The 18003-nt window shown below is 73.0% G+C and carries 14 protein-coding genes; 9 read left to right on the top strand and 5 right to left on the bottom strand.

All coding sequences use genetic code 11. From position 1 onward, the window contains the following. The first annotated feature begins 44 nt into the window (after window positions 1-44). Window positions 45-1355, top strand: coding sequence for a hypothetical protein (locus tag IFU19_RS10035; protein ID WP_192013582.1), 1311 nt, complete (start codon window positions 45-47; stop codon window positions 1353-1355). Between the two features lie 133 nt (window positions 1356-1488). On the opposite strand, the gene hpf is transcribed toward IFU19_RS10035, so the two are convergent. The 5 genes from hpf to mtrA all read right to left on the bottom strand — a co-directional run bounded on the left by hpf (window position 1489) and on the right by mtrA (window position 7049). Continuing rightward, window positions 1489-2151, bottom strand: coding sequence for a ribosome hibernation-promoting factor, HPF/YfiA family (gene hpf, locus IFU19_RS10030; protein ID WP_055834583.1), 663 nt, complete (start codon window positions 2149-2151; stop codon window positions 1489-1491). Between the two features lie 93 nt (window positions 2152-2244). Continuing rightward, window positions 2245-2922, bottom strand: coding sequence for a ComF family protein (locus tag IFU19_RS10025; RefSeq protein WP_191915217.1), 678 nt, complete (start codon window positions 2920-2922; stop codon window positions 2245-2247). 98 nt (window positions 2923-3020) lie between these two features. Further along, window positions 3021-4679, bottom strand: a complete 1659-nt coding sequence (locus IFU19_RS10020; RefSeq protein WP_055834578.1) for an LpqB family beta-propeller domain-containing protein — start codon at window positions 4677-4679, stop codon at window positions 3021-3023. Beyond that, the gene (gene mtrB, locus IFU19_RS10015; protein WP_191915216.1) at window positions 4676-6361 is read right to left on the bottom strand and encodes an MtrAB system histidine kinase MtrB; all 1686 of its coding nucleotides are present in this window, start codon (window positions 6359-6361) and stop codon (window positions 4676-4678) included. The genes IFU19_RS10020 and mtrB overlap by 4 nt, the downstream gene beginning before the upstream one ends. A 7-nt stretch (window positions 6362-6368) precedes the next feature. Beyond that, on the bottom strand, window positions 6369-7049 hold the full coding sequence (gene mtrA, locus IFU19_RS10010; RefSeq protein WP_055834573.1) for an MtrAB system response regulator MtrA: 681 nt from the start codon (window positions 7047-7049) through the stop codon (window positions 6369-6371). A gap of 161 nt (window positions 7050-7210) precedes the next feature. Between mtrA and IFU19_RS16855 the strand changes: the two genes are divergently transcribed. The 8 genes from IFU19_RS16855 to IFU19_RS09970 all read left to right on the top strand — a co-directional run bounded on the left by IFU19_RS16855 (window position 7211) and on the right by IFU19_RS09970 (window position 17559). After that, window positions 7211-8584 (top strand): glycerophosphoryl diester phosphodiesterase membrane domain-containing protein, encoded by a 1374-nt coding sequence (locus IFU19_RS16855; protein ID WP_192013580.1) that lies wholly within the window; start codon window positions 7211-7213, stop codon window positions 8582-8584. After that, window positions 8581-9270 carry a DUF4129 domain-containing protein gene (locus IFU19_RS10000; protein WP_192013578.1) on the top strand — a complete coding sequence of 230 codons (690 nt, stop codon included), beginning with the start codon at window positions 8581-8583 and terminating at the stop codon, window positions 9268-9270. Before IFU19_RS16855 ends, IFU19_RS10000 begins: the two co-directional genes overlap by 4 nt. After that, entirely contained in the window at window positions 9267-10460 is a 1194-nt protein-coding gene (locus tag IFU19_RS09995) for a DUF4350 domain-containing protein (RefSeq protein WP_192013576.1), read from the top strand. Before IFU19_RS10000 ends, IFU19_RS09995 begins: the two co-directional genes overlap by 4 nt. Next, window positions 10457-11467 (top strand): AAA family ATPase, encoded by a 1011-nt coding sequence (locus IFU19_RS09990; RefSeq protein ID WP_055834561.1) that lies wholly within the window; start codon window positions 10457-10459, stop codon window positions 11465-11467. The genes IFU19_RS09995 and IFU19_RS09990 overlap by 4 nt, the downstream gene beginning before the upstream one ends. After that, window positions 11467-12768 (top strand): DUF58 domain-containing protein, encoded by a 1302-nt coding sequence (locus IFU19_RS09985; protein WP_055834558.1) that lies wholly within the window; start codon window positions 11467-11469, stop codon window positions 12766-12768. Before IFU19_RS09990 ends, IFU19_RS09985 begins: the two co-directional genes overlap by 1 nt. 125 nt (window positions 12769-12893) lie before the next feature. Next, entirely contained in the window at window positions 12894-13916 is a 1023-nt protein-coding gene (locus IFU19_RS09980; protein WP_055936675.1) for a 3-oxoacyl-ACP synthase III, read from the top strand. Beyond that, window positions 13913-16603, top strand: a complete 2691-nt coding sequence (locus tag IFU19_RS09975; RefSeq protein ID WP_192013574.1) for an alpha/beta fold hydrolase — start codon at window positions 13913-13915, stop codon at window positions 16601-16603. The genes IFU19_RS09980 and IFU19_RS09975 overlap by 4 nt, the downstream gene beginning before the upstream one ends. Further along, window positions 16600-17559 (top strand): NAD-dependent epimerase/dehydratase family protein, encoded by a 960-nt coding sequence (locus IFU19_RS09970; protein WP_192013572.1) that lies wholly within the window; start codon window positions 16600-16602, stop codon window positions 17557-17559. Before IFU19_RS09975 ends, IFU19_RS09970 begins: the two co-directional genes overlap by 4 nt. The last annotated feature ends 444 nt before the right edge of the window (window positions 17560-18003 follow it).

Raw genomic sequence — 18003 nt, 5'->3', positions numbered from 1 at the left:
GAACACTCGGCGACGGCCCCTACCCCGCGGCCTAGGATCGACCCATGGCCGGTTTCTGGGGCAAGAGGAAGCGCGAAGAGCAAGACGCGGCGGACGCCGATCTCGCCCGCCGGGCGGAGCTCGCGATCGTCGCCGCCGATGAGCGCGTGCGCCTCACCTCCGACGAGCTGGACTTCGCCCGCGCCGAGCTCGGCGACAAGGCCACCGAAGATCTCGCGGCCGCCCTCGAGTCGGTGCGCACGCACCTCGCCGAGGCGTTCCGGCTGCACCAGCTGAACCACGACGAGATCCCCGACACCAAAGACGAGCTGCGCACGCGCAACGCGCGCATCATCCAGCTGTCGCAGTGGGCCGAAGACCTGCTCGAGGAGCGCACGCAGGTGCTCCAGCCCAAGATCGACGCCGTGCGCCGCGCACCCGAGACGATCGCTCGCGTACGCGCCGACCGCGACCGCCTCGCCGAGCGCGTCCCGAACGCCCGCGAGGTCGTCGAGCGGCTGTCGCGCCGTTACAGCGACTCCGCCCTGCAGCAGATCGGCGGGAATCCCGAAGAGATCGAGCAGCTGCTCGACTTCGCCGTGCACACCGCCGCCGTCTCGGAGCGTCGCCGCGAGGCCGGGCAGCGCGAGCAGGCCTCGGTCGCCCTCGAAGCCGCCACCGAATCGGCACGGCGCGCGGAGTCCCTGCTCGACGCGGTCGACATGTTCGAGATCGAAGCGCTCCGCGCGGAGTCCACCCTCGCCGCCGTCGTCGAGGACTCGCGCGGCGATCTCGCCGAAGCCCGTCGCGGCGCCCAGACCCCCGCCGTCACGCAGGCCATGGCCGACCTGGAGCGTGCTCTGGCGGCACTGCCGGCATCCGGAGCCCGCACCGACCCGTTCGCGGCACTGTCGTCCCTGCGGCAGGCCAACGCCGCTCTCGACCACGCGCGCGAGCGCGCCTCACGTCCCGTCCCCTCTCAGGAACAGGTCGAGCACGCGGTCGACGACGCCGACCGTCAGCTCGCCGTCGCCCGCGGCCTGATCACCGGCCACCGCGGGTGGATCGGAGCCGACGCGCGGACGCGCTTCGTCGAGGCCGAGCGGTTGCGCGCCGGACTCCCCCTGGGGCCCGTCGCCGAAGACGATCGCGAGACGGTACTGGCCACCGCTCGCCGGGCCGGATCGCTCGCCTCGGAATCCCTGCAGATCGCCCAGCGCGACATCGAGCAGTCCCGACCCAACGAATGGGACGGCAGCGGGCGCGGCGGCGGTTACGGCCGCGGCGGCGGCGGAATGGGCGGCGGCAACATGGTCGGCGGCATGCTGGGCGGTCTCGTCATCGGCTCGCTGCTCGGCGACATCTTCGACGGCTGAGCACGGCCGGATCCGCTTCGTACGGCGGATGACGCAGCTGCCGCGCTACGGGGTGCGGCTGCGCGAACCCGCGGGCCCCGCATGACGGAGCCCCTGTCCACCCGGACAGGGGCTCCGTCATGCGGCAGGTGCGTCAGGACGCGATCTGCTCCGCCGGTGGGGCCTGCGCGGCGAGCGCGATCACGCCGTAGTCCCAGCCCTTGCGGCGGTAGACGACGCTGGGGTGGTCGGTGCGGGCGTCGATGAAGAGGAAGAAGTCGTGGCCGACGAGCTCCATGCGGTCTACGGCGTCCTCGACCGTCATCCACTCGGCGCCGAACTCCTTCTGGCGGATGACGACGGGCGAGTACTCCGCCTCGTCGACATCGGAATCCTGGACCGGCACCTCACCGGTGGCGACGGCGCGCAGCACCTCGACGGAAGCGGGCTCGACGTCGATGCCCGCCAGTTCGCCGGTGCCTTTCTCGAAGCGTGCCCCGCGGGGGTGGTTTCGGGCGTCGACGCGCTTGTCTTTCGCGCGCCGCACCTGCTCGGAGATCTTGTCGACCGCGAGGTCGAGAGCGGCGAACTTATCGGCATCGGTGGCCTCGGCTCGGACCACCGGGCCCTTGCCGTCGAGGGTCAGCTCCACGGTGTCGTCTTCCATGCGCCCGTTGCGGTACGAGCGATGGGTGACCTTGACTTCGAGAGTCTGAGCGCGGGGCGCCAGGTGCTCGATGCGACTGACCTTCTCTTCAACCACGGTGCGGAAACGATCGGTGATACCGACTCCCACTCCGACGATGTTGGTGTCCATCAGTGACCTCCTTGTTCCGGGTTCCGCCCGGTCTAAGGGCGGAACATCCGTCGCCTTCAGTCATCCCCACGCTAGTCCGACGCCACCGCCCTGTCACGTAGCAATCACCTGCGATTCACCTTCTGATGCGCTGCGACGCGGCGTGTACGCGAGCGCGACGGCCCTCACCTCGGCGGCTCCCGCCGCTCGGAGGGCCCGCGTCGCCTCGATGAGCGTGGCCCCGGTCGTCACCACGTCGTCGACGACGACCACCCTGCGCCCGACGACGGACCGCGCGGCGAAGGCTCCCCCGACGTTCTGCTGTCGGGCGATGCGATCGAGGCCGCGCTGATCGGCCGGCGCGCGCCGCACCCGCAGCACGCGCTCCGGATGCCACCCCGCCCGACGCACCAGCAGCTCGACCGGTCGATAGCCGCGGCGTCGGAAGGCCGCAGCCGACGAGGGCACCGGGACGACGAGGGCACCGGAGACAACGGCCGCACGCAAGACATCGGCGAGAGCCGGGGCGAGATCCCGGGCGAGGGAGGTGCGACCGTCTTCTTTGAGGGCGCGCAGGACCCGCGCCGGCACCCCCGAGAACTCGAGCGCGCACAGCACGGGCACCCCCGGCCCCACCTCGCGCGGGACGGGGACGGCGGCCAGAGCCCGGCGGCATCCGGAGCACAGGGACTCATCGACCGCGCCGCAGCCGGCGCACGCCAGCGGAAGCCAGAAGGTCAGGGCATCGCGGAGGGCCGACGAGATCGTGTCGGTGAGCGCAGGACGAGACATGCGGCCATCGTGGCGGACGCCCCGCACGGGCGCGGGGCGAGAGGCCCGAACCGTGGACGGATGTCACGCCGACCGCGCTGGGGAGAAGCCGCGCCCGCTCAGGACGTGGTGCCCTGCTGCGCCGCCAGCACCCGGATGTTGGAGGCCACCAGGGTCCACGAGCTTCCGCGCCGACTGTAGAGGCGCCCCTGATCGTCGAGCACGCGGACGCTCGTGCTCCCCGCGGCGAGCGTGCGCGCCCCCTCGGGCGCCTGCGCCTCGGTGCCGCGACCGCCCACGCTGAGCTCGCTCAAGCGGCTGACACCGTCGACCGACGAGAGGACGCCGATGGTGGTGTCGTCGAGCCACGCGAGGTCGAACGCCCCCTGCTGCGAGAACGACAGCACGTGCGGCGGACCGAGGTCGATCTCGCCCGCCGAGCGCAGGATGCCGGCGACCCACACCTCGCGCGCACCCGACACGGTGACGATGGCCGCCACCCTCGTACCATCACGGGAGATCTGCATCGCGGTGATCTCGGAGGCATCGGGCCACGCATTGCCGACGTCGCGGGGAACCCCTTCGGGCGTGATGACGTGCAGCTGCGCGGGGGCCGCACTCGGCACGCTCCAGATCGCTCCCTCGGCGTCGATCGTGGGGGCGATGAGGCCCGGGCGGTCGTCGAGCAGGAACGTCCGACCGTCGGCGAGCGCACTCGCCACCGTTCCCTGCTGCGTGCGCACCGCCGCCAGGCTGCGGTCGGCTTCGAGTTCCACCATCGTCGGCGCCAGGGACTCGATCGCGTCGGACAGACCCGGGATCGACTCGACCTGGTCGCCCGACAGGGCGCCGAACACGCCGAGCGAGGTGAGCACCGCCGGCGAGGGATCGATGCGCGTCACGCGCACGGCGACCTCGGAGGCGGTGACCGGGGTGCCCTCCACCGTCATCTGCACCTCGCTGATGCCGGCCGACGAGAGGCTGCGCGCCAGTTGGGTCTGCATGCGGTCGAGGGTCGTGCGGTCCAGGCTCAGAGCCGCCCGCGGCAGTTGTACCTGGGCGACTCCCCCCGACGACAGCGTCACCGAGCGCCCCACGAGCGACAGCTCTTCGGGGAAGGCGTTGCGCACGGCGCCCGACAGCCACGAGCTCGGCTGACCGTCGACCAGGGCCGTCGCGACGCGGCTGGCCACCAGCGCACGGGGGAACCATCGCACGTCCGGGACGATGAAGCTCCACGTCGGGTCGAAGTACGCGATGGATGCCGACTGGTAGACCGTCGGGAACACTTCCTCGTACAGCACGACCCCGTCGGGGGCGGAGGTGATCCGCCACTGGCCGTCGACCTGCGCGAGGGCGAAGGACAGGGTCTGGGCGCTGCCCGTGGCGGCCGGGGCGTAGGCGCCGTCGGCATCCACCCCCGCCACCGTCGACAGCGACACCGTCACCACCGTGCCGTCGGCGGAGGGTGCGGCGCGGCGCGCGGCGAGCGTGTCGATCGTCACGCGGGCGCGGGGGTCCCAGGTGGCACCGGGCGAGAGGAACAGCTTCGCGGTCGCCCAGTCGTCGGCCGGCCCCGAGCCGGCGCGCAGGAATCCCTCGACGATCTCGGCCGGCGACGCGTCATCCTGCGGACCGTCGGGCACGAACGCGAACGCCTGCGCGTCGTCGCTCTGCGGGCCGCGGCCGGGGTTGACGTACCCGGTGGTCGGCAATCCGGTGCACGCCGTCAGGGCGAGTACGAGAGCGAGGCTGACGAGGGCCAGGGCGCGTCTCACGGCATCCTCCCGAAGGTCGAGCGGTTGAGCGAGATGGGCTGGGTGAGCCCCAGCGCCTCGAGGGCGCCGCCCTGCTCGTCGTCGGGGACGAGAGGCAGGGGCGAGGCGCCCACGGGTCGTCCATCTCGGGGCAGGGTGAGCACGAAGTTGGATCCGCGGCCCGGTTCCGACCACACCGCCAGGGTGCCGCCGTGCAGCCGCGCGTCGCCCAGGGCGATCGACAGGCCCAGACCCGTGCCGCCGATCGTGCGCACCCGCGACGGGTCGGCCCGCCAGAACCGGTCGAACACGCGCTCGACGTCGTCGGCCTTCATGCCCAGACCGAAGTCACGCACGCCGAGTGCCACGGCGTCGCGGTTGCTGTCGACCGAGACGACGATCGGCCGCCCCTCGCCGTGCTCGATCGCGTTGCCGAGCAGGTTGCGCACCACGCGCCGCACGCGGCGGGCGTCCATGTCGACGGGGGTGTACCCGCCGGGTGCGACCAGGCGCACGTCGGAGCCGTGCCCTTCGGCGAGCTGCTCCATCGAGAGGATCACGTCTTCGGCGAGGTGGGCGAGGCTCGTCGCCTCGAGCTCGAGCTGCACGGAGCCGGCGTCGTACCGGCTGATCTCGAGCAGGTCGGTGAGCAGCACCTCGAAGCGCTGCACCTGCGCGTGCAGCAGCTCGGCCGCGCGTCCCGTGACCGGATCGAACTCCTCGCGCTGGTCGTTGATGATGTCGGCGGCGAGGCGGATCGTCGTCAGCGGCGTGCGCAGCTCGTGCGAGACGTCGGACACGAAGCGCTGCTGCACGAGCGAGAGGTCGGCCAGCTCCTTGATCTGCGACTCGATGCTGTCGGCCATGGCGTTGAACGACCGGTTCAGCGTCGCCAGCTCGTCTTCGCCGCGCACGGGAAGACGCACGCCCAGATCGCCCGCCGCGAGCTTCGCGCTGGTCTCGGCGGCATCCGCGATGGGCGTGGTGATCGAGCGCAGCACGAACCACGCGATCGAACCGATGAGCACCACCAGGATCAGACCCACCACCCACAGCAGCACCTGGACGAACGCGAGGGTCTGCGAGGCGCTGATGAGGTCGTACCCCATGTACAGCTCGTAGGAATCGACCCCGTCTTCGGCCGGGAAGCGCAGTTGATGACCGACCAGGATGCCGGGAACGTCACGGCCCCCGTCGGAGGGCAACGCCACCGACTGCCACCACTGCAGATCGGGACTCGACTGCACCTGTTTGCGCAGCGCGTCGGAGACGAGGCCCGACTCGAACGCGGGCGAGATGAACGGCTGCGGCGCCAGGGGCGAGGGCGGACCGATGCGGTACAGCGCGATCAGATCGCTCGAGGACTGCTGCGACAGCCGCGTCGCGATGCCGTTCATGAGCGTCTGCGCCGCGGCCGGATCGGTCGAGTCGACGGCCGCGTCGAGCGTGGCCTGCGCCGACGCGGTCGCGCGCTGGGCCTCGAGGAGCACCTGGTCCTTGCGGGCGGTGAACAGCTCGTTCTGGATGACGAGGGCCATCGCCACGCACGTGACGAGGATGGTCACGGCGGTGAGGGTGACCGTGATGAGGATCGTGCGGAAGCGCAGGGAGCGTCGCCACAGCGTCGCCAGCCGATCGCGGACCGCCCGCCAATCGCGCCAGCTGCTGACCCGCGGCGGGAGCGTCCGCACCGCGCCCGTCATCGCGCGCTCAGGCCACCGCGCCGGCGCGGTAGCCCACGCCGCGCACGGTGGTGACGATCCGCGGGTTGTCGGGGTCGGCCTCGATCTTGGCGCGCAGGCGCTGCACGTGCACGTTCACCAGACGGGTGTCGGCCTTGTAGTGGTAGCCCCACACCTGCTCGAGCAGCATCTCGCGCGAGAACACCTGCTGCGGCTTCTCGGCCAGGGCGACGAGCAGTTCGAACTCGAGCGGCGTCAGCGCGATCGGGCTGTCGCCACGGCGCACCTCGTGCGCGGCGACGTCGACGACGAGGTCGCCGATGCGCAGCGTCTCGTCGACGGGAGCCTGGGACGGCCGCAGACGCGTGCGGATGCGAGCCACCAGCTCCTTCGGGTTGAACGGCTTCATGATGTAGTCGTCGGCGCCCGACTCGAGGCCCTTCACCAGGTCGGCGGTGTCGGTGCGCGCGGTGAGCATGATGATCGGCACGCCGGACTCGGCGCGCACGCGCGTGCAGATCTCGATGCCGTCGACCCCCGGCAGCATGAGGTCGAGCAGGATGAGGTCGGGTCGCTCGGTGCGCCACGCGTCGACGGCCTGGGCGCCGTCGGCGCAGAAGACCGTGTCGAATCCTTCGGTGCGCAGCACGATGCCGATCATCTCGGCCAGCGCGGTGTCGTCGTCGACCACCAGGATCCGTGAAGTCATTCGGGGGTACGTCTTCCGTCTCGAACCCGTGCGGCACGGGCACAACGCCCGGGGTGAGGGCGCGTTCCTCCGAGAGTAGTCGACGAGGGTGAGATGAGGCCGAGCGTGTCGGGGGTGTGTGACACGATGAAGACACTGCCGTGCAACGAGGAGGCGTCACCGTGACCGCGTATCCGAACTGGACCCCGGCCTCTCGACCCGGCATAGTGCCGCTGCACCCGTACGGCTTCGGCACGATTCTCGGCCGCTCGTTCGTCGCCCTGCGGCACAACCCGAAGGTGCTGCTCGGCTTCGCGCTCGTCGTGCAGGCCGTCGCCTACATCGTGCTGGCCGCCGCGGTGGGCGCCATCGCCGTCGCCAGCTTCTCGCGCCTCGACACCGTTGCCTACGGCGGTGACGACTGGGGCGCGATCTTCGCCGGATCCACCGTCATCACGGGCGCCGCCGCCCTGGTGCTGAGCCTGCTGGTCGGAGCGCTCAGCGTGGTGGTGCAGGGCGTCGTCGTCTCCGAGGTCGCTCACGCGGTCGTGGCCGAGAAGCCGACCCTGAAGGCCGTCTGGGCCCGCGTGCGCCCGGTGATCTGGCGACTCATCGGCTACAGCGCCCTGGTGGTGCTCGCCAGCCTGGTGGTCGTCGGCGTGCTCGCCGGCATCGTGACGCTGCTCGTGATCTCGGTGCTGTGGCTCGGCATCCTCGTCGGCGTGCTGTTCGTGCTCGGGCTCATCCCGCTGTACGCGTGGCTGACAACGAAGCTCTTCCTCGTGCCCTCGGCGATCATCCTCGAAGGCGCCGGCATCCACGCGGGGATCGCCCGCTCGTGGCGGCTCACCCGCCGGCGGTTCTGGTCGACGTTCGGCGTGATCGTGATCATCTCGTTCGGCTTCAGCGTGCTCGCCCAGCTCATCTCGGTGCCCTTCAGCCTCATCGCGGGGATCATTCCGGGCATCCTCGCCCCCACCGGCACCGACGAGATCGGGGCCGTCGTGGGAATGGTCGTGGTGCAGGTGATCGGCCAGTTCGGCATCCTGCTCGTGCAGTGCATCGCGCTGGTCGTGCAGTCGACCTCGGCCGCGCTGGTCTACGTCGACGCCCGCATGCGGGTCGAGGGACTCGACCACGATCTGCACACCTACGTCGAGGCACGCGATGCCGGGGCCACCGACCTCGCCGATCCGTACCTCGTCGGCGTCGGTCGCGTCGTCGAGCGGCCCGCCCCCGTGCCCGTCGGCACGGCACCGCCGTACGCCGGCTACGGCGCACCGGCTGGATACGGCGCACCGGCCGGCTACGGCGCTCAGGCCGGCTACGGCGCCCCCACCGGATACGGCGCCCCGGCGCCGTACGGTGCTCCCCCGGTCCCCGCTCCCGCCTGGGACGCACCCGCGGCGGGGTCGGTCACGCCCGCCGATCGGTCCGCCGACGACGCGGTCTCGGGTCCGGCGACTCCCCCGCCGGCCGCCCCGCCGAGCCCCGACGTGGCCCCGCCCGCGGCGCCCACCTCGTGGGCTGCGCCCGGGTCGCCGACCGATCGATGACGGCCGCCGCTCTCGCGACCGCCGCCGCCGCGGTGTTCCCGCTCCTCCCCGACCCCGACCAGGCGCGGGAGTGGGCGGAGCGCGAGCTCGAAGACCCCTCGTACCAGGCGTCCGAGCCGACCTTCATCGACCGTGTAGCGCAGGCCGTCGCCTCGTTCATCGGCGACCTGCTGCGGCCGTCGGGCAACGCCGACTGGGGGCCCTCGGCCCTCATCGTGCTGGCCGTGCTCTTGTCCGTCGGCATCATCGTCGCCCTGCTCATCTGGGGGCGCCCGCGCCGTCTCGTGCGCGCGCAGCCGGCGGCGCGCGCGCTCTTCGACGACGACGACGGGCGATCGGCCGACGAACTGCGACGCGAGGCCGATGAAGCCGCCGCCCGCGGGGCATGGGACGCCGCGATCGTGCTGCGCTTCCGCGCCGTCGCGCGCGGTCTGTCGGAGCGCGGCCTCGTGGACCCGCCGCCGGGGGCGACGGCGCGCGCCTTCGGCCGTGCCGCGGGGGTCGCCCTGCCCGCACTCGCCGCCGCGATGGACACCGCTGCCGCGAGCTTCGACGACGTGCGCTATCTGCGCCGCCCCGGAACCGCCGACGGGTATCGCGCGATCGCCGATCTCGACGAGGCCGCCGTCCGAGCCCGCGCCGTCACCGACAGCGCCGTCACCGACCGCGCGGCGGCCCCTTCATGAGCGCCCCCTCGGGTGTCGCGAGCTCCGCATCGGCCTCGCGCTCCGCACACCCCCGCCGACGCGCCGCCCTGGGGTGGATCGCGCTGGTGGTGGCCCTGCTGCTCGTCGCGCTCGTCGGCGGCTCCCTCGTGTACGGCGGCTACCAGCAGCGCGCGGTGCTCGACCCCGAGTCAGCCGGCCCCGACGGCACCCGGGCGGTGGTCCGGATCCTCGAGCAGCAGGGCGTCCGCGTCACCGTCGCCCGCGACCGTCAGGCCGCCGAACGCGCGCTCGGCGGAGGCGACGCCACGCTCGTGCTGCGCGACGCCCCGATGCTCTCCGACGACGCACTGAGCAACCTCGCGGAACGGGCACGGCACACCGTGCTCGTCGAACCGCGCTCGCGGGCGCTCGGCGTGCTCCTGAACGGCTCCTCGCTGGGCGGTTTCACCGACGACGCGACGACGGGTCCGGCGTGCGACGTGCCCGCGGCCCGGGGCGCCGGAGACGCCCGCGTGGGCGAACTGCTCGTACCCGGCGACGGCGTGCAGGGCTGCTACCCCGTCGGCGACGAATACGCCCTCCTGACCGACGAGCGGGGCGGACGCACGGTGACCGCCCTCGACGGTCTGTCGGTGCTCACCAACTCCACCCTCACGGCCGACGGCAACGCCGCGCTGGCGATCGGTGTCCTCGGACAGACCGACGCTCTCGTCTGGTACGTGCCCTCCCCCTCCGACGCCGACCAGGGCACCACCGCCCCCACCCTCGCCGACCTGACACCCCCCTGGGTGACACCGGCGATCCTGCTGCTGCTCGCCTCCGCGCTCACCGCCGCCGTCTGGCGGGGCCGTCGGTTCGGCCCGCTCGTCACCGAGCGCCTCCCCGTCACGGTGCGGGCGAACGAGACCACCGAGGGCCGCGCGCGGCTGTACGCCGCCTCGGCCGACGCGGGGCACGCGCTCGACGAGCTGCGGCGCGCGAGCCGCGCCCGGCTCGGTCGGCTGCTGGGCCTCGCGGCGCGCACCTCCCCCGTCGACACCTCCGATGCCGTCGCCGAACGACTGGGCGCCGACCGCGGCCTGGTCCGCGGCATCCTCGTCGACGACTCACCCCGTACCGACCGTGACCTCGTCGCGGCCGCCGACCGACTCCGCGATCTCGAGGCGAGCGTGCGCGCCGCCGTCCGAACCGAAGGGACCACCCGATGACCGACAGCCCCGAGAACTCCGCAGCTCCCCACACCACGACCGCGAGCGCCGACGACCACGCGGCCCTCCGCGAGGCCATGCACCAGGTGCGCCTCGAAGTCGGCAAGGCCGTCGTCGGCCAGGACGGCACCGTGACAGGGCTGCTGATCGCCCTGCTCTCGCGGGGACACGTGCTGCTCGAGGGCGTTCCGGGCGTCGCCAAGACGCTGCTGGTGCGCTCCTTCAGCCGCGCGCTCGGTCTCGACACCCGCCGCGTGCAGTTCACCCCCGATCTCATGCCCGGAGATGTGACGGGTTCGCTGGTCTACGACGCGCGGGCCGGGGAGTTCGAGTTCCGCGCAGGTCCGGTGTTCACGCACGTGCTGCTCGCCGACGAGATCAACCGCACGCCCCCCAAGACGCAGGCGGCGCTGCTCGAGGCCATGGAAGAACGTCAGGTGTCGTCCGATGGGGTGAGCCGTGCGCTTCCCGACCCGTTCCTCGTCGCCGCCACGCAGAACCCCATCGAGCACGAGGGCACCTACACCCTGCCCGAGGCCCAGCTCGACCGCTTCCTGCTGAAGCTCGTCGTCGACCTGCCGGGCCGCGACGCCGAGGTCGACGTGCTCCGCCGGCACGCGGGAGGATTCGACCCTCGGCACCTCGACGAGGCCGGGGTGACGCCGGCGGTCACCGCGTCGCAGATCCTGGCGGCACAGCGCGCCGCGGCATCCGTGGCCGTCGACGACGACCTGCTCGGCTACGTGGTCGATCTCGCGCGCGCCACGCGTCAGAGCCCGTCGGTGCTGCTGGGCGTGAGCCCGCGCGCCAGCACGGGACTGCTCGCCGCCGCGAAGGCGTGGGCCTGGCTCGGCGGTTACCCGGCGATCACGCCCGACCACGTGCAGACCATGCTCGTGCCCGTCTGGCGTCACCGCATCCGCCTGCGGCCCGAGGCCGAGATCGAGGGCGTCTCGGTCGACGCGATCCTCACATCGGTCCTGCAGCAGACGCGCGTCCCCATCTGATGTTCGTTTCCGGCCGCCTCGCCCTGCTCGTCGCCCTCGGCGTCGGGCCCCTCGTGCTGCTCAGCACCGCGGGGGCTCCGGCGTGGGCGGTCGCGGGCGGATGGGTGGCTCTGTGCGTCGTGCTCGCGGCGATCGACATCGCCCTCGCGGCCGACCCGCGTCGGGTCGAGATCACTCGCACGCTGCCGGAGCGGGCGCTGCGCGACGAGCCGGTGACCGGCGAACTGCGGGTGCGCAACCTCGGTACCCGCCTTCTGCGCGCTGTCGTGCGCGACGCGTGGCAGCCGACGGCCGGGGCGCCCGACGAGCGGCAGCGTTTCACCGTGCCGCCCGGCGAGCGACGGGGAGCTGCGCTGTCGTTGCTCCCGCGGCGCCGGGGCGAGTTGCGCAGCGCCTTCGTCACCGTGCGCGCCGCGGGTCCCCTGGGGCTCGCCGGCCGACAGGCGGTGGTCGACGCCCCCGGGCGTCTGCGCGTCCTGCCCCCGTTCACCTCCCGGCGACACCTCCCCTCGCGACTCGCCCGCCTGCGCGAGCTCGACGGCAACACCTCGCTGCAGGTGCGCGGGCAGGGCACCGAGTTCGACAGCCTGCGCGAGTACGTGCGGGGCGACGACGTGCGCTCGATCGACTGGCGGGCGACGGCGCGCGCCGGAACGACCATGCTGCGCACCTGGCGTCCCGAGCGCGATCGGCACGTCGTCATCGTCATCGACACCGGACGCACGGCCGCCGCCCGCGTGGGTGACGGCGTGCGGCTGGATGCCGCGATGGAGGCCGCTCTGCTGCTGTCAGTGCTCGCGACGCGCGCCGGTGACCACGTGCACCTCCTCATGTTCGACCGCGTGACCCGCGCGCGCGTCACCCGCACCGATGGCGCGCAGCTGCTGCCCGCGTTGGTCGAGGCGATGGCGCCCGTCGACCCGCAACTCATCGACACCGACTGGGACGCCGCCTTCGCGCAGGTGCGGGGCCTCTCGGTGCGCCCCGCGCTGGTCGTGCTGCTGACGGCCGCCGACGACCCCGAAGCCGCACGCGCGTTCCTCGCGTCGCTCCCGGCGGTCGCGGCGCGATCGCGGCTGCTGGTGGCGACGGCGACCGACGGCCCGGGCGACGCCCCGGCCCACCGCGACGCCGCCGACGTGTACGCCGCCGCCGCGATCGAGCGCGCGCGGCATGACGCCGACCGGGTGCGGGCGGCCGTGGTCCGCGCCGGGGGCGACGCCGTCTCGGCGTCGGCCGACGATCTGCCGCCGCTCGTCGCCGACCGCTACCTCGCGCTGAAGGCGGCCGGGCGCCTGTAGCACACCCAGCCCCCATGCAGCCGAGGACATACGACGCGGCTTATCCTGGGGGGTACCCTTCGAGCCGTCGGCGCGTCCCCTCCGCGCCCGGCTGCGCCGTCTACGCACAGGATGCGGGAGAACTCTTGCCAGGAAACGCCACGACACGCTTCGACGATGTGGCCCTCGTATCGGTGGCGAGCGTTCTGCCCGGCCGGGTCACGACGTCGGACGACATCGAGGATCGGCTCGCTCCCGCGTTGCACCGGCTGAAGTTGAAGCCCGGTCTGCTCCGTCGCGTGGCCGGCGTCAACGAGCGTCGCAACTGGGCCGCGGGCGAGTCCTCCGACGAGGCGACCATCGCCGCGGGCAAGCAGGCACTGGCCGAGGCGGGCGTGGATCCGAGCGAGATCGGCCTGATCATCAACACCTCCGTCACCCGCAAGCACTTGGAGCCCTCGGTCGCCGTCCGCCTGCATCACGGCCTCGGTCTTCCCAGCTCCGCCATCAACTTCGACGTGGCCAACGCGTGCCTCGGCTTCATCAACGGTATGAGCCTCGCCGCGGGCATGATCCAGTCGGGCCAGGTGCGCTACGCGCTCATCGTCAACGGCGAAGACGCCGACGAGATCCAGGTCAACACGATCAACCGGCTCGTGCGCGAAGACCTCGATCGCGACGCGTTCATGCAGGAGTTCGCGTCGCTGACCCTCGGCTCCGGCGCGGCCGCCGCCGTGCTCGGACGCGCGAGCGACCACCCCGAGGGCCACCGCCTCGTCGGCGGCGTCACCCGCGCCGCGACCGAGTTCTACGACCTCTGCGTCGGCAGCGTCGACGGCATGTTCACCGACGCCAAGGCCCTGCTCAAGGGCGGACTCGACCTCGTCGTCTCGGCGTGGAAAGAAGCCAAGGGCGAGTTCTCGTGGACGGGTATGGACCGGTACATCACGCACCAGGTCTCGTCCGTGCACACCTCCGCGATCGTCCGCGCCGCCAAGCTCGACCGCACCCGTGTGCCCGTCACGTACCCCCACCTGGGCAACGTCGGTCCGGCATCCATCCCAATCACCCTCGCCGACGAGCAGCACACGCTCCGCCGGGGTGATCGCGTCCTGCTGATGGGGGTGGGCTCCGGGCTGAACACCGGCATGCTGGAGCTGGCCTGGTGAGGGTCACCGCCCCCGCCGCCACGCTTCCTCCGGCCGGACTGCCCGGGCTCGATCCGTCGCTCTCTCGACTGGTCGAGGTGTCCGGCGCCGCCGCCGACGCGGGGCGCACGCGCACCTGGCACGTGCTCGACACCGGTCCCGCCCTCGCGGAACGCGGCATCGAGCCCCGCGGCACCATCGTCGCGGTGCACGGCAACCCGACGTGGTCGTACCTCTGGCGCGCCCTGGTGAACGCCTCGCTCCACCGCGCCGAGACCGGGGCGACCCCGTGGCGCGTCGTCGCCGTCGACCAGCTCGAGATGGGCTTCTCGGAGCGCACGACGCTCCGCCGCACGCTCGCGCAGCGCATCGCCGACCTCGACGCCCTCGTGACGAGGCTCGACCTCGCCGGCCCGGTCGTCACCATCGGCCACGACTGGGGCGGACCCGTCTCGCTCGGCTGGGCCGTCGAGAACCGCGACCGCCTCGCGGCCGTCATCGCCCTCAACACCGCCGTGCATCACCCCGACGGTGCCCCCCTGCCCTTCGCCCTGCGGGTGGCGACGGCGCGCGGAATGCTCGCCGCGGGCACCACCGGCACCACGGCGTTCCTCGACACCACCCTCGCGCTGGCCGATCTCGACCCGGCCGTGCGGGCGGCGTTCCGTTCCCCGTACGCCACCGTGGCCCGTCGCCGCGGCATCGGCGGGTTCGTGGCCGACATCCCGGCCACCGCGACCGACGAGAGCACTCCGGCGCTCCGTCGGATGTCGACGGGGCTCCGCGACCTCGACGTCCCCGCGCTCTTCCTGCGCGGACCGAAGGACCCCGTGTTCGGCGAGGGCCACCTCGACGATCTCACCGAGCGGATGCCGCACGCCGACGTGCATCGTTTCGAAGGCGCCGGGCACCTCATCGCCGAGGAGCGCCCCTACGCCGACGTCGTGCTCGACTGGCTCGACGAGAAGGTCGTCGCTCTCCCCGACACCGCCGACGCCGCCCCCGCCGAGACCCGCGCGGGCCGCGCGAAGGCGGCACGCGCGCAAGCGGAGCTCGACGGTGCGGGCGACACCGCCCCCGCCGGTCGCCTGTGGGACGCCCTCGTCGCCCGCCGAGACGACGACGACACCGCCGTGATCGACATGAGCGCCGCGCGCGACGGCGCGCCGCTGCGCGTGAGCTGGCGGCAGCTGTCGACCCGCGTCGACGAGCTCGCCGCCGGTCTCGACGCCTTCGGCGTGCGCGCGGGCGACCGCGTCTCGCTCCTGGTGCCACCCGGACCCACCCTGACCGCGGCGTTGTATGCCTGCCTGCGCATCGGCGCCGTCGTGGTCGTGGCTGACCGGGGTCTCGGCATCCGGGGTCTGTCGCGTGCCGTGCGCGGCGCCGTTCCCGACGTCGTCATCGGCGAGGTCGCCGGTCTCGCCGCCGCCCGCGCGCTCGGATGGCCGGGACGCCGGGTGTCGGCCGCCTCTCTCCCGTCGGTGACCTCGCGCGCTCTCGGCGTCGAGGCGAGCCTGTCGGACCTCGCGCGCGCCGGCCGCGGGCGCGCGCTGCCCGCCGCCCCCGACGCCGATGCCCTCGCGGCGATCCTGTTCACCTCGGGGTCCACGGGACCGGCGAAGGGCGTCGTGTACACGCACGCGCAACTCACGGCCCTGCGCGACACCCTGGCCGCGCACTTCGGCGTCACGGCCGACACCGGTCTGGTGACGGGCTTCGCGCCGTTCGCACTGCTGGGCCCGGCGCTCGGAACGCGTTCAGCGACCCCCGACATGGACGTCTCGGCGCCGCGCACCCTCACCGCCACGGCCGTGGCCGCAGCCGTCCGCGCCTCCGACGCCCGCATCGTGTTCCTCTCGCCCGCCGCGGTGCACAACGTCGTCGCCACCTCGGATGCCCTCGACGCCGACGACCGCGCCGCCCTCGCCCGCGTCGACACCTTCCTCTCGACGGGTGCCCCCGTGGGCATCGACCTGCTGCGCCGTGCGCAGGAGCTCATGCCCCGGGCGACCGCGCATACCCCGTACGGCATGACCGAGTGCCTGCTCGTCGCCGATGTGACCCTGCCCGAGATCGAGCGCGCGGCAGTGACCGGCGACCGCGGCGTCTGCGTCGGTCGTCCCCTCGGCACGGGCCAGGTGCGCATCTCGGCGATCGGCCCCGACGGCCGCGCCACCGGAGAGCCCTCGACCGACGCCGGAGTGACGGGCGAGGTCGTCATCTCAGCCCCACACCTCAAGCGCGGATACTTCCGCCTCTACCTCACCGACCGCGAGGCCCGCCGCGGGGTCGCCGACCGCTGGCACCGCACAGGCGACGTGGGTCACCTCGACGCCGACGGACGCCTGTGGATCGAGGGGCGACTCCCCCACGTCATCACGACCGCCGAGGGTCCCGTCACCCCGGTCGGCATCGAGCAGGATGCCGAAACCGTGCCCGCCGTCGAACGCGCGGCCGCGGTCGGAGTCGGCCCCGTCGGTCGACAGGTCGTCGTGGCAGTGGTCGAGGCCGGCGCGCGGCGCCCGGGGCTGGCGACGCCGGAACTGACCGAGGCCGTCCGCGCCTCGACGGCGCAGTCGCTGGCCGCCGTGCTGGTGGTGCCGGCGCTGCCCACCGACATCCGCCACAACTCCAAAATCGACCGCTCGCGCCTCGCCGCGTGGGCCGAGCGTCTGCTCGCCGGCGCGAAGCCGACAGCGCCGTGAGGGTCCTCGCCACCGGCGCGTCCGGCTTCCTCGGCGGCGCGGTCGTGCGTGCCCTGCACGACGCCGGTCATCAGGTGCGCACGCTCCAGCGCCGCCCCTCGCGCGTCGACGGCGCCGAGGATCGCCTCGGTTCCGTGACGGATCCGGATGCCGTGGCATCCGCCCTCGAGGGTGTCGACGGCGTGGTGCATCTGGCCGCGAAGGTGTCGCTGGCGGGAGACCCCGCGCAGTTCCGCGCCGTGAACGTCGAGGGCACGCGGACGCTCCTCGACGCCGCGTCGGCCGCCGGCGTCCGGCGCATCGTGCACGTGTCGTCGCCGTCGGTCGCGCACGCCGGTCACGCCCTGGCCGGGGTCGGGGCCGAGCCCGCCGACCCTGAGGCCGCGCACGGCGAATACGCCCGCACCAAGGCCGAGGCCGAGCTGATCGCCCTCTCGCGCGCGGGCAGCGAGACCGCCCTGGTCGCGATCCGCCCGCACCTCGTGTGGGGGCCGGGCGACACCCAGCTGATCGCCCGCGTGGTCGACCGCGCCCGCCGGGGTCGACTCCCGTTGCTCAATGGGGGAACCGCGCTCATCGATTCCACGTACGTCGACAATGCGGCATCCGGGATCGTCGCCGCGTTGGACCGTGCCGACGAGGTGAGCGGTCGCGCGTACGTGCTGACCAACGGCGAGCCGCGCCCGGTCGGCGACCTGCTCGCCGGGATCTGCCGCGCTTCGGGCGTCGAACCGCCGCGGTTCAGCATGCCGGCGGGGCTGGCTCGCGCGGCCGGCGCCCTCGTCGAGCGCGTCTGGGCCGTGCGCCCGGGCGAGGACGAACCGCCCATGACGCGCTTCCTCGCCGAGCAACTGTCGACCGCGCACTGGTTCGACCAGACCGAGATCCGCCGCGACCTGCGCTGGACGCCCGCGGTCTCTCTCGACGAGGGTCTGCGCCGCCTGTCGCTCGCCTGAGCCCGGCCGCATCCTCCCCTGCGCACGCGCCGCCCCCGCGAGGCGGTCGCCCGCACCCTGCATGTCCCACTTCGTGCAGTGCCCGTGCCCCAAACCTGCACAAAGTGGGACATCCCCCAGGCAGACACCGCCGCCACCTCGCGCATGTCCCACTTCGTGCAGCAACAGAGCCGCAAACCTGCACGAAGTGGGACATCCCCCGGCAGACACCGCCTCACGCGCCGCCTCTGCACGGCAGTCGCCCGCACCCTGCGTGTCCCACTTCGTGCGGCCCCAGCGCCGCAAACCCGCACAAAGTGGGACATCCCCCAGTCAGACACCGCCGCCACCTCGCGCATGTCCCACTTCGTGCAGCAACAGAGCCGCAAACCCGCACGAAGTGGGACATCCCCCCGGCGGGGGGACGAAGGCAGCCACAGCTTGCCGGTGAGCCGCAGCAGCGCC

Source organism: Microbacterium sp. CFBP 8794 (assembly GCF_014841235.1).
In the GTDB taxonomy this organism is placed as follows: domain Bacteria; phylum Actinomycetota; class Actinomycetes; order Actinomycetales; family Microbacteriaceae; genus Microbacterium.
Note: the sequence above shows the minus strand (reverse complement) of the source record. Positions and strands in the feature narration are given on the sequence as shown.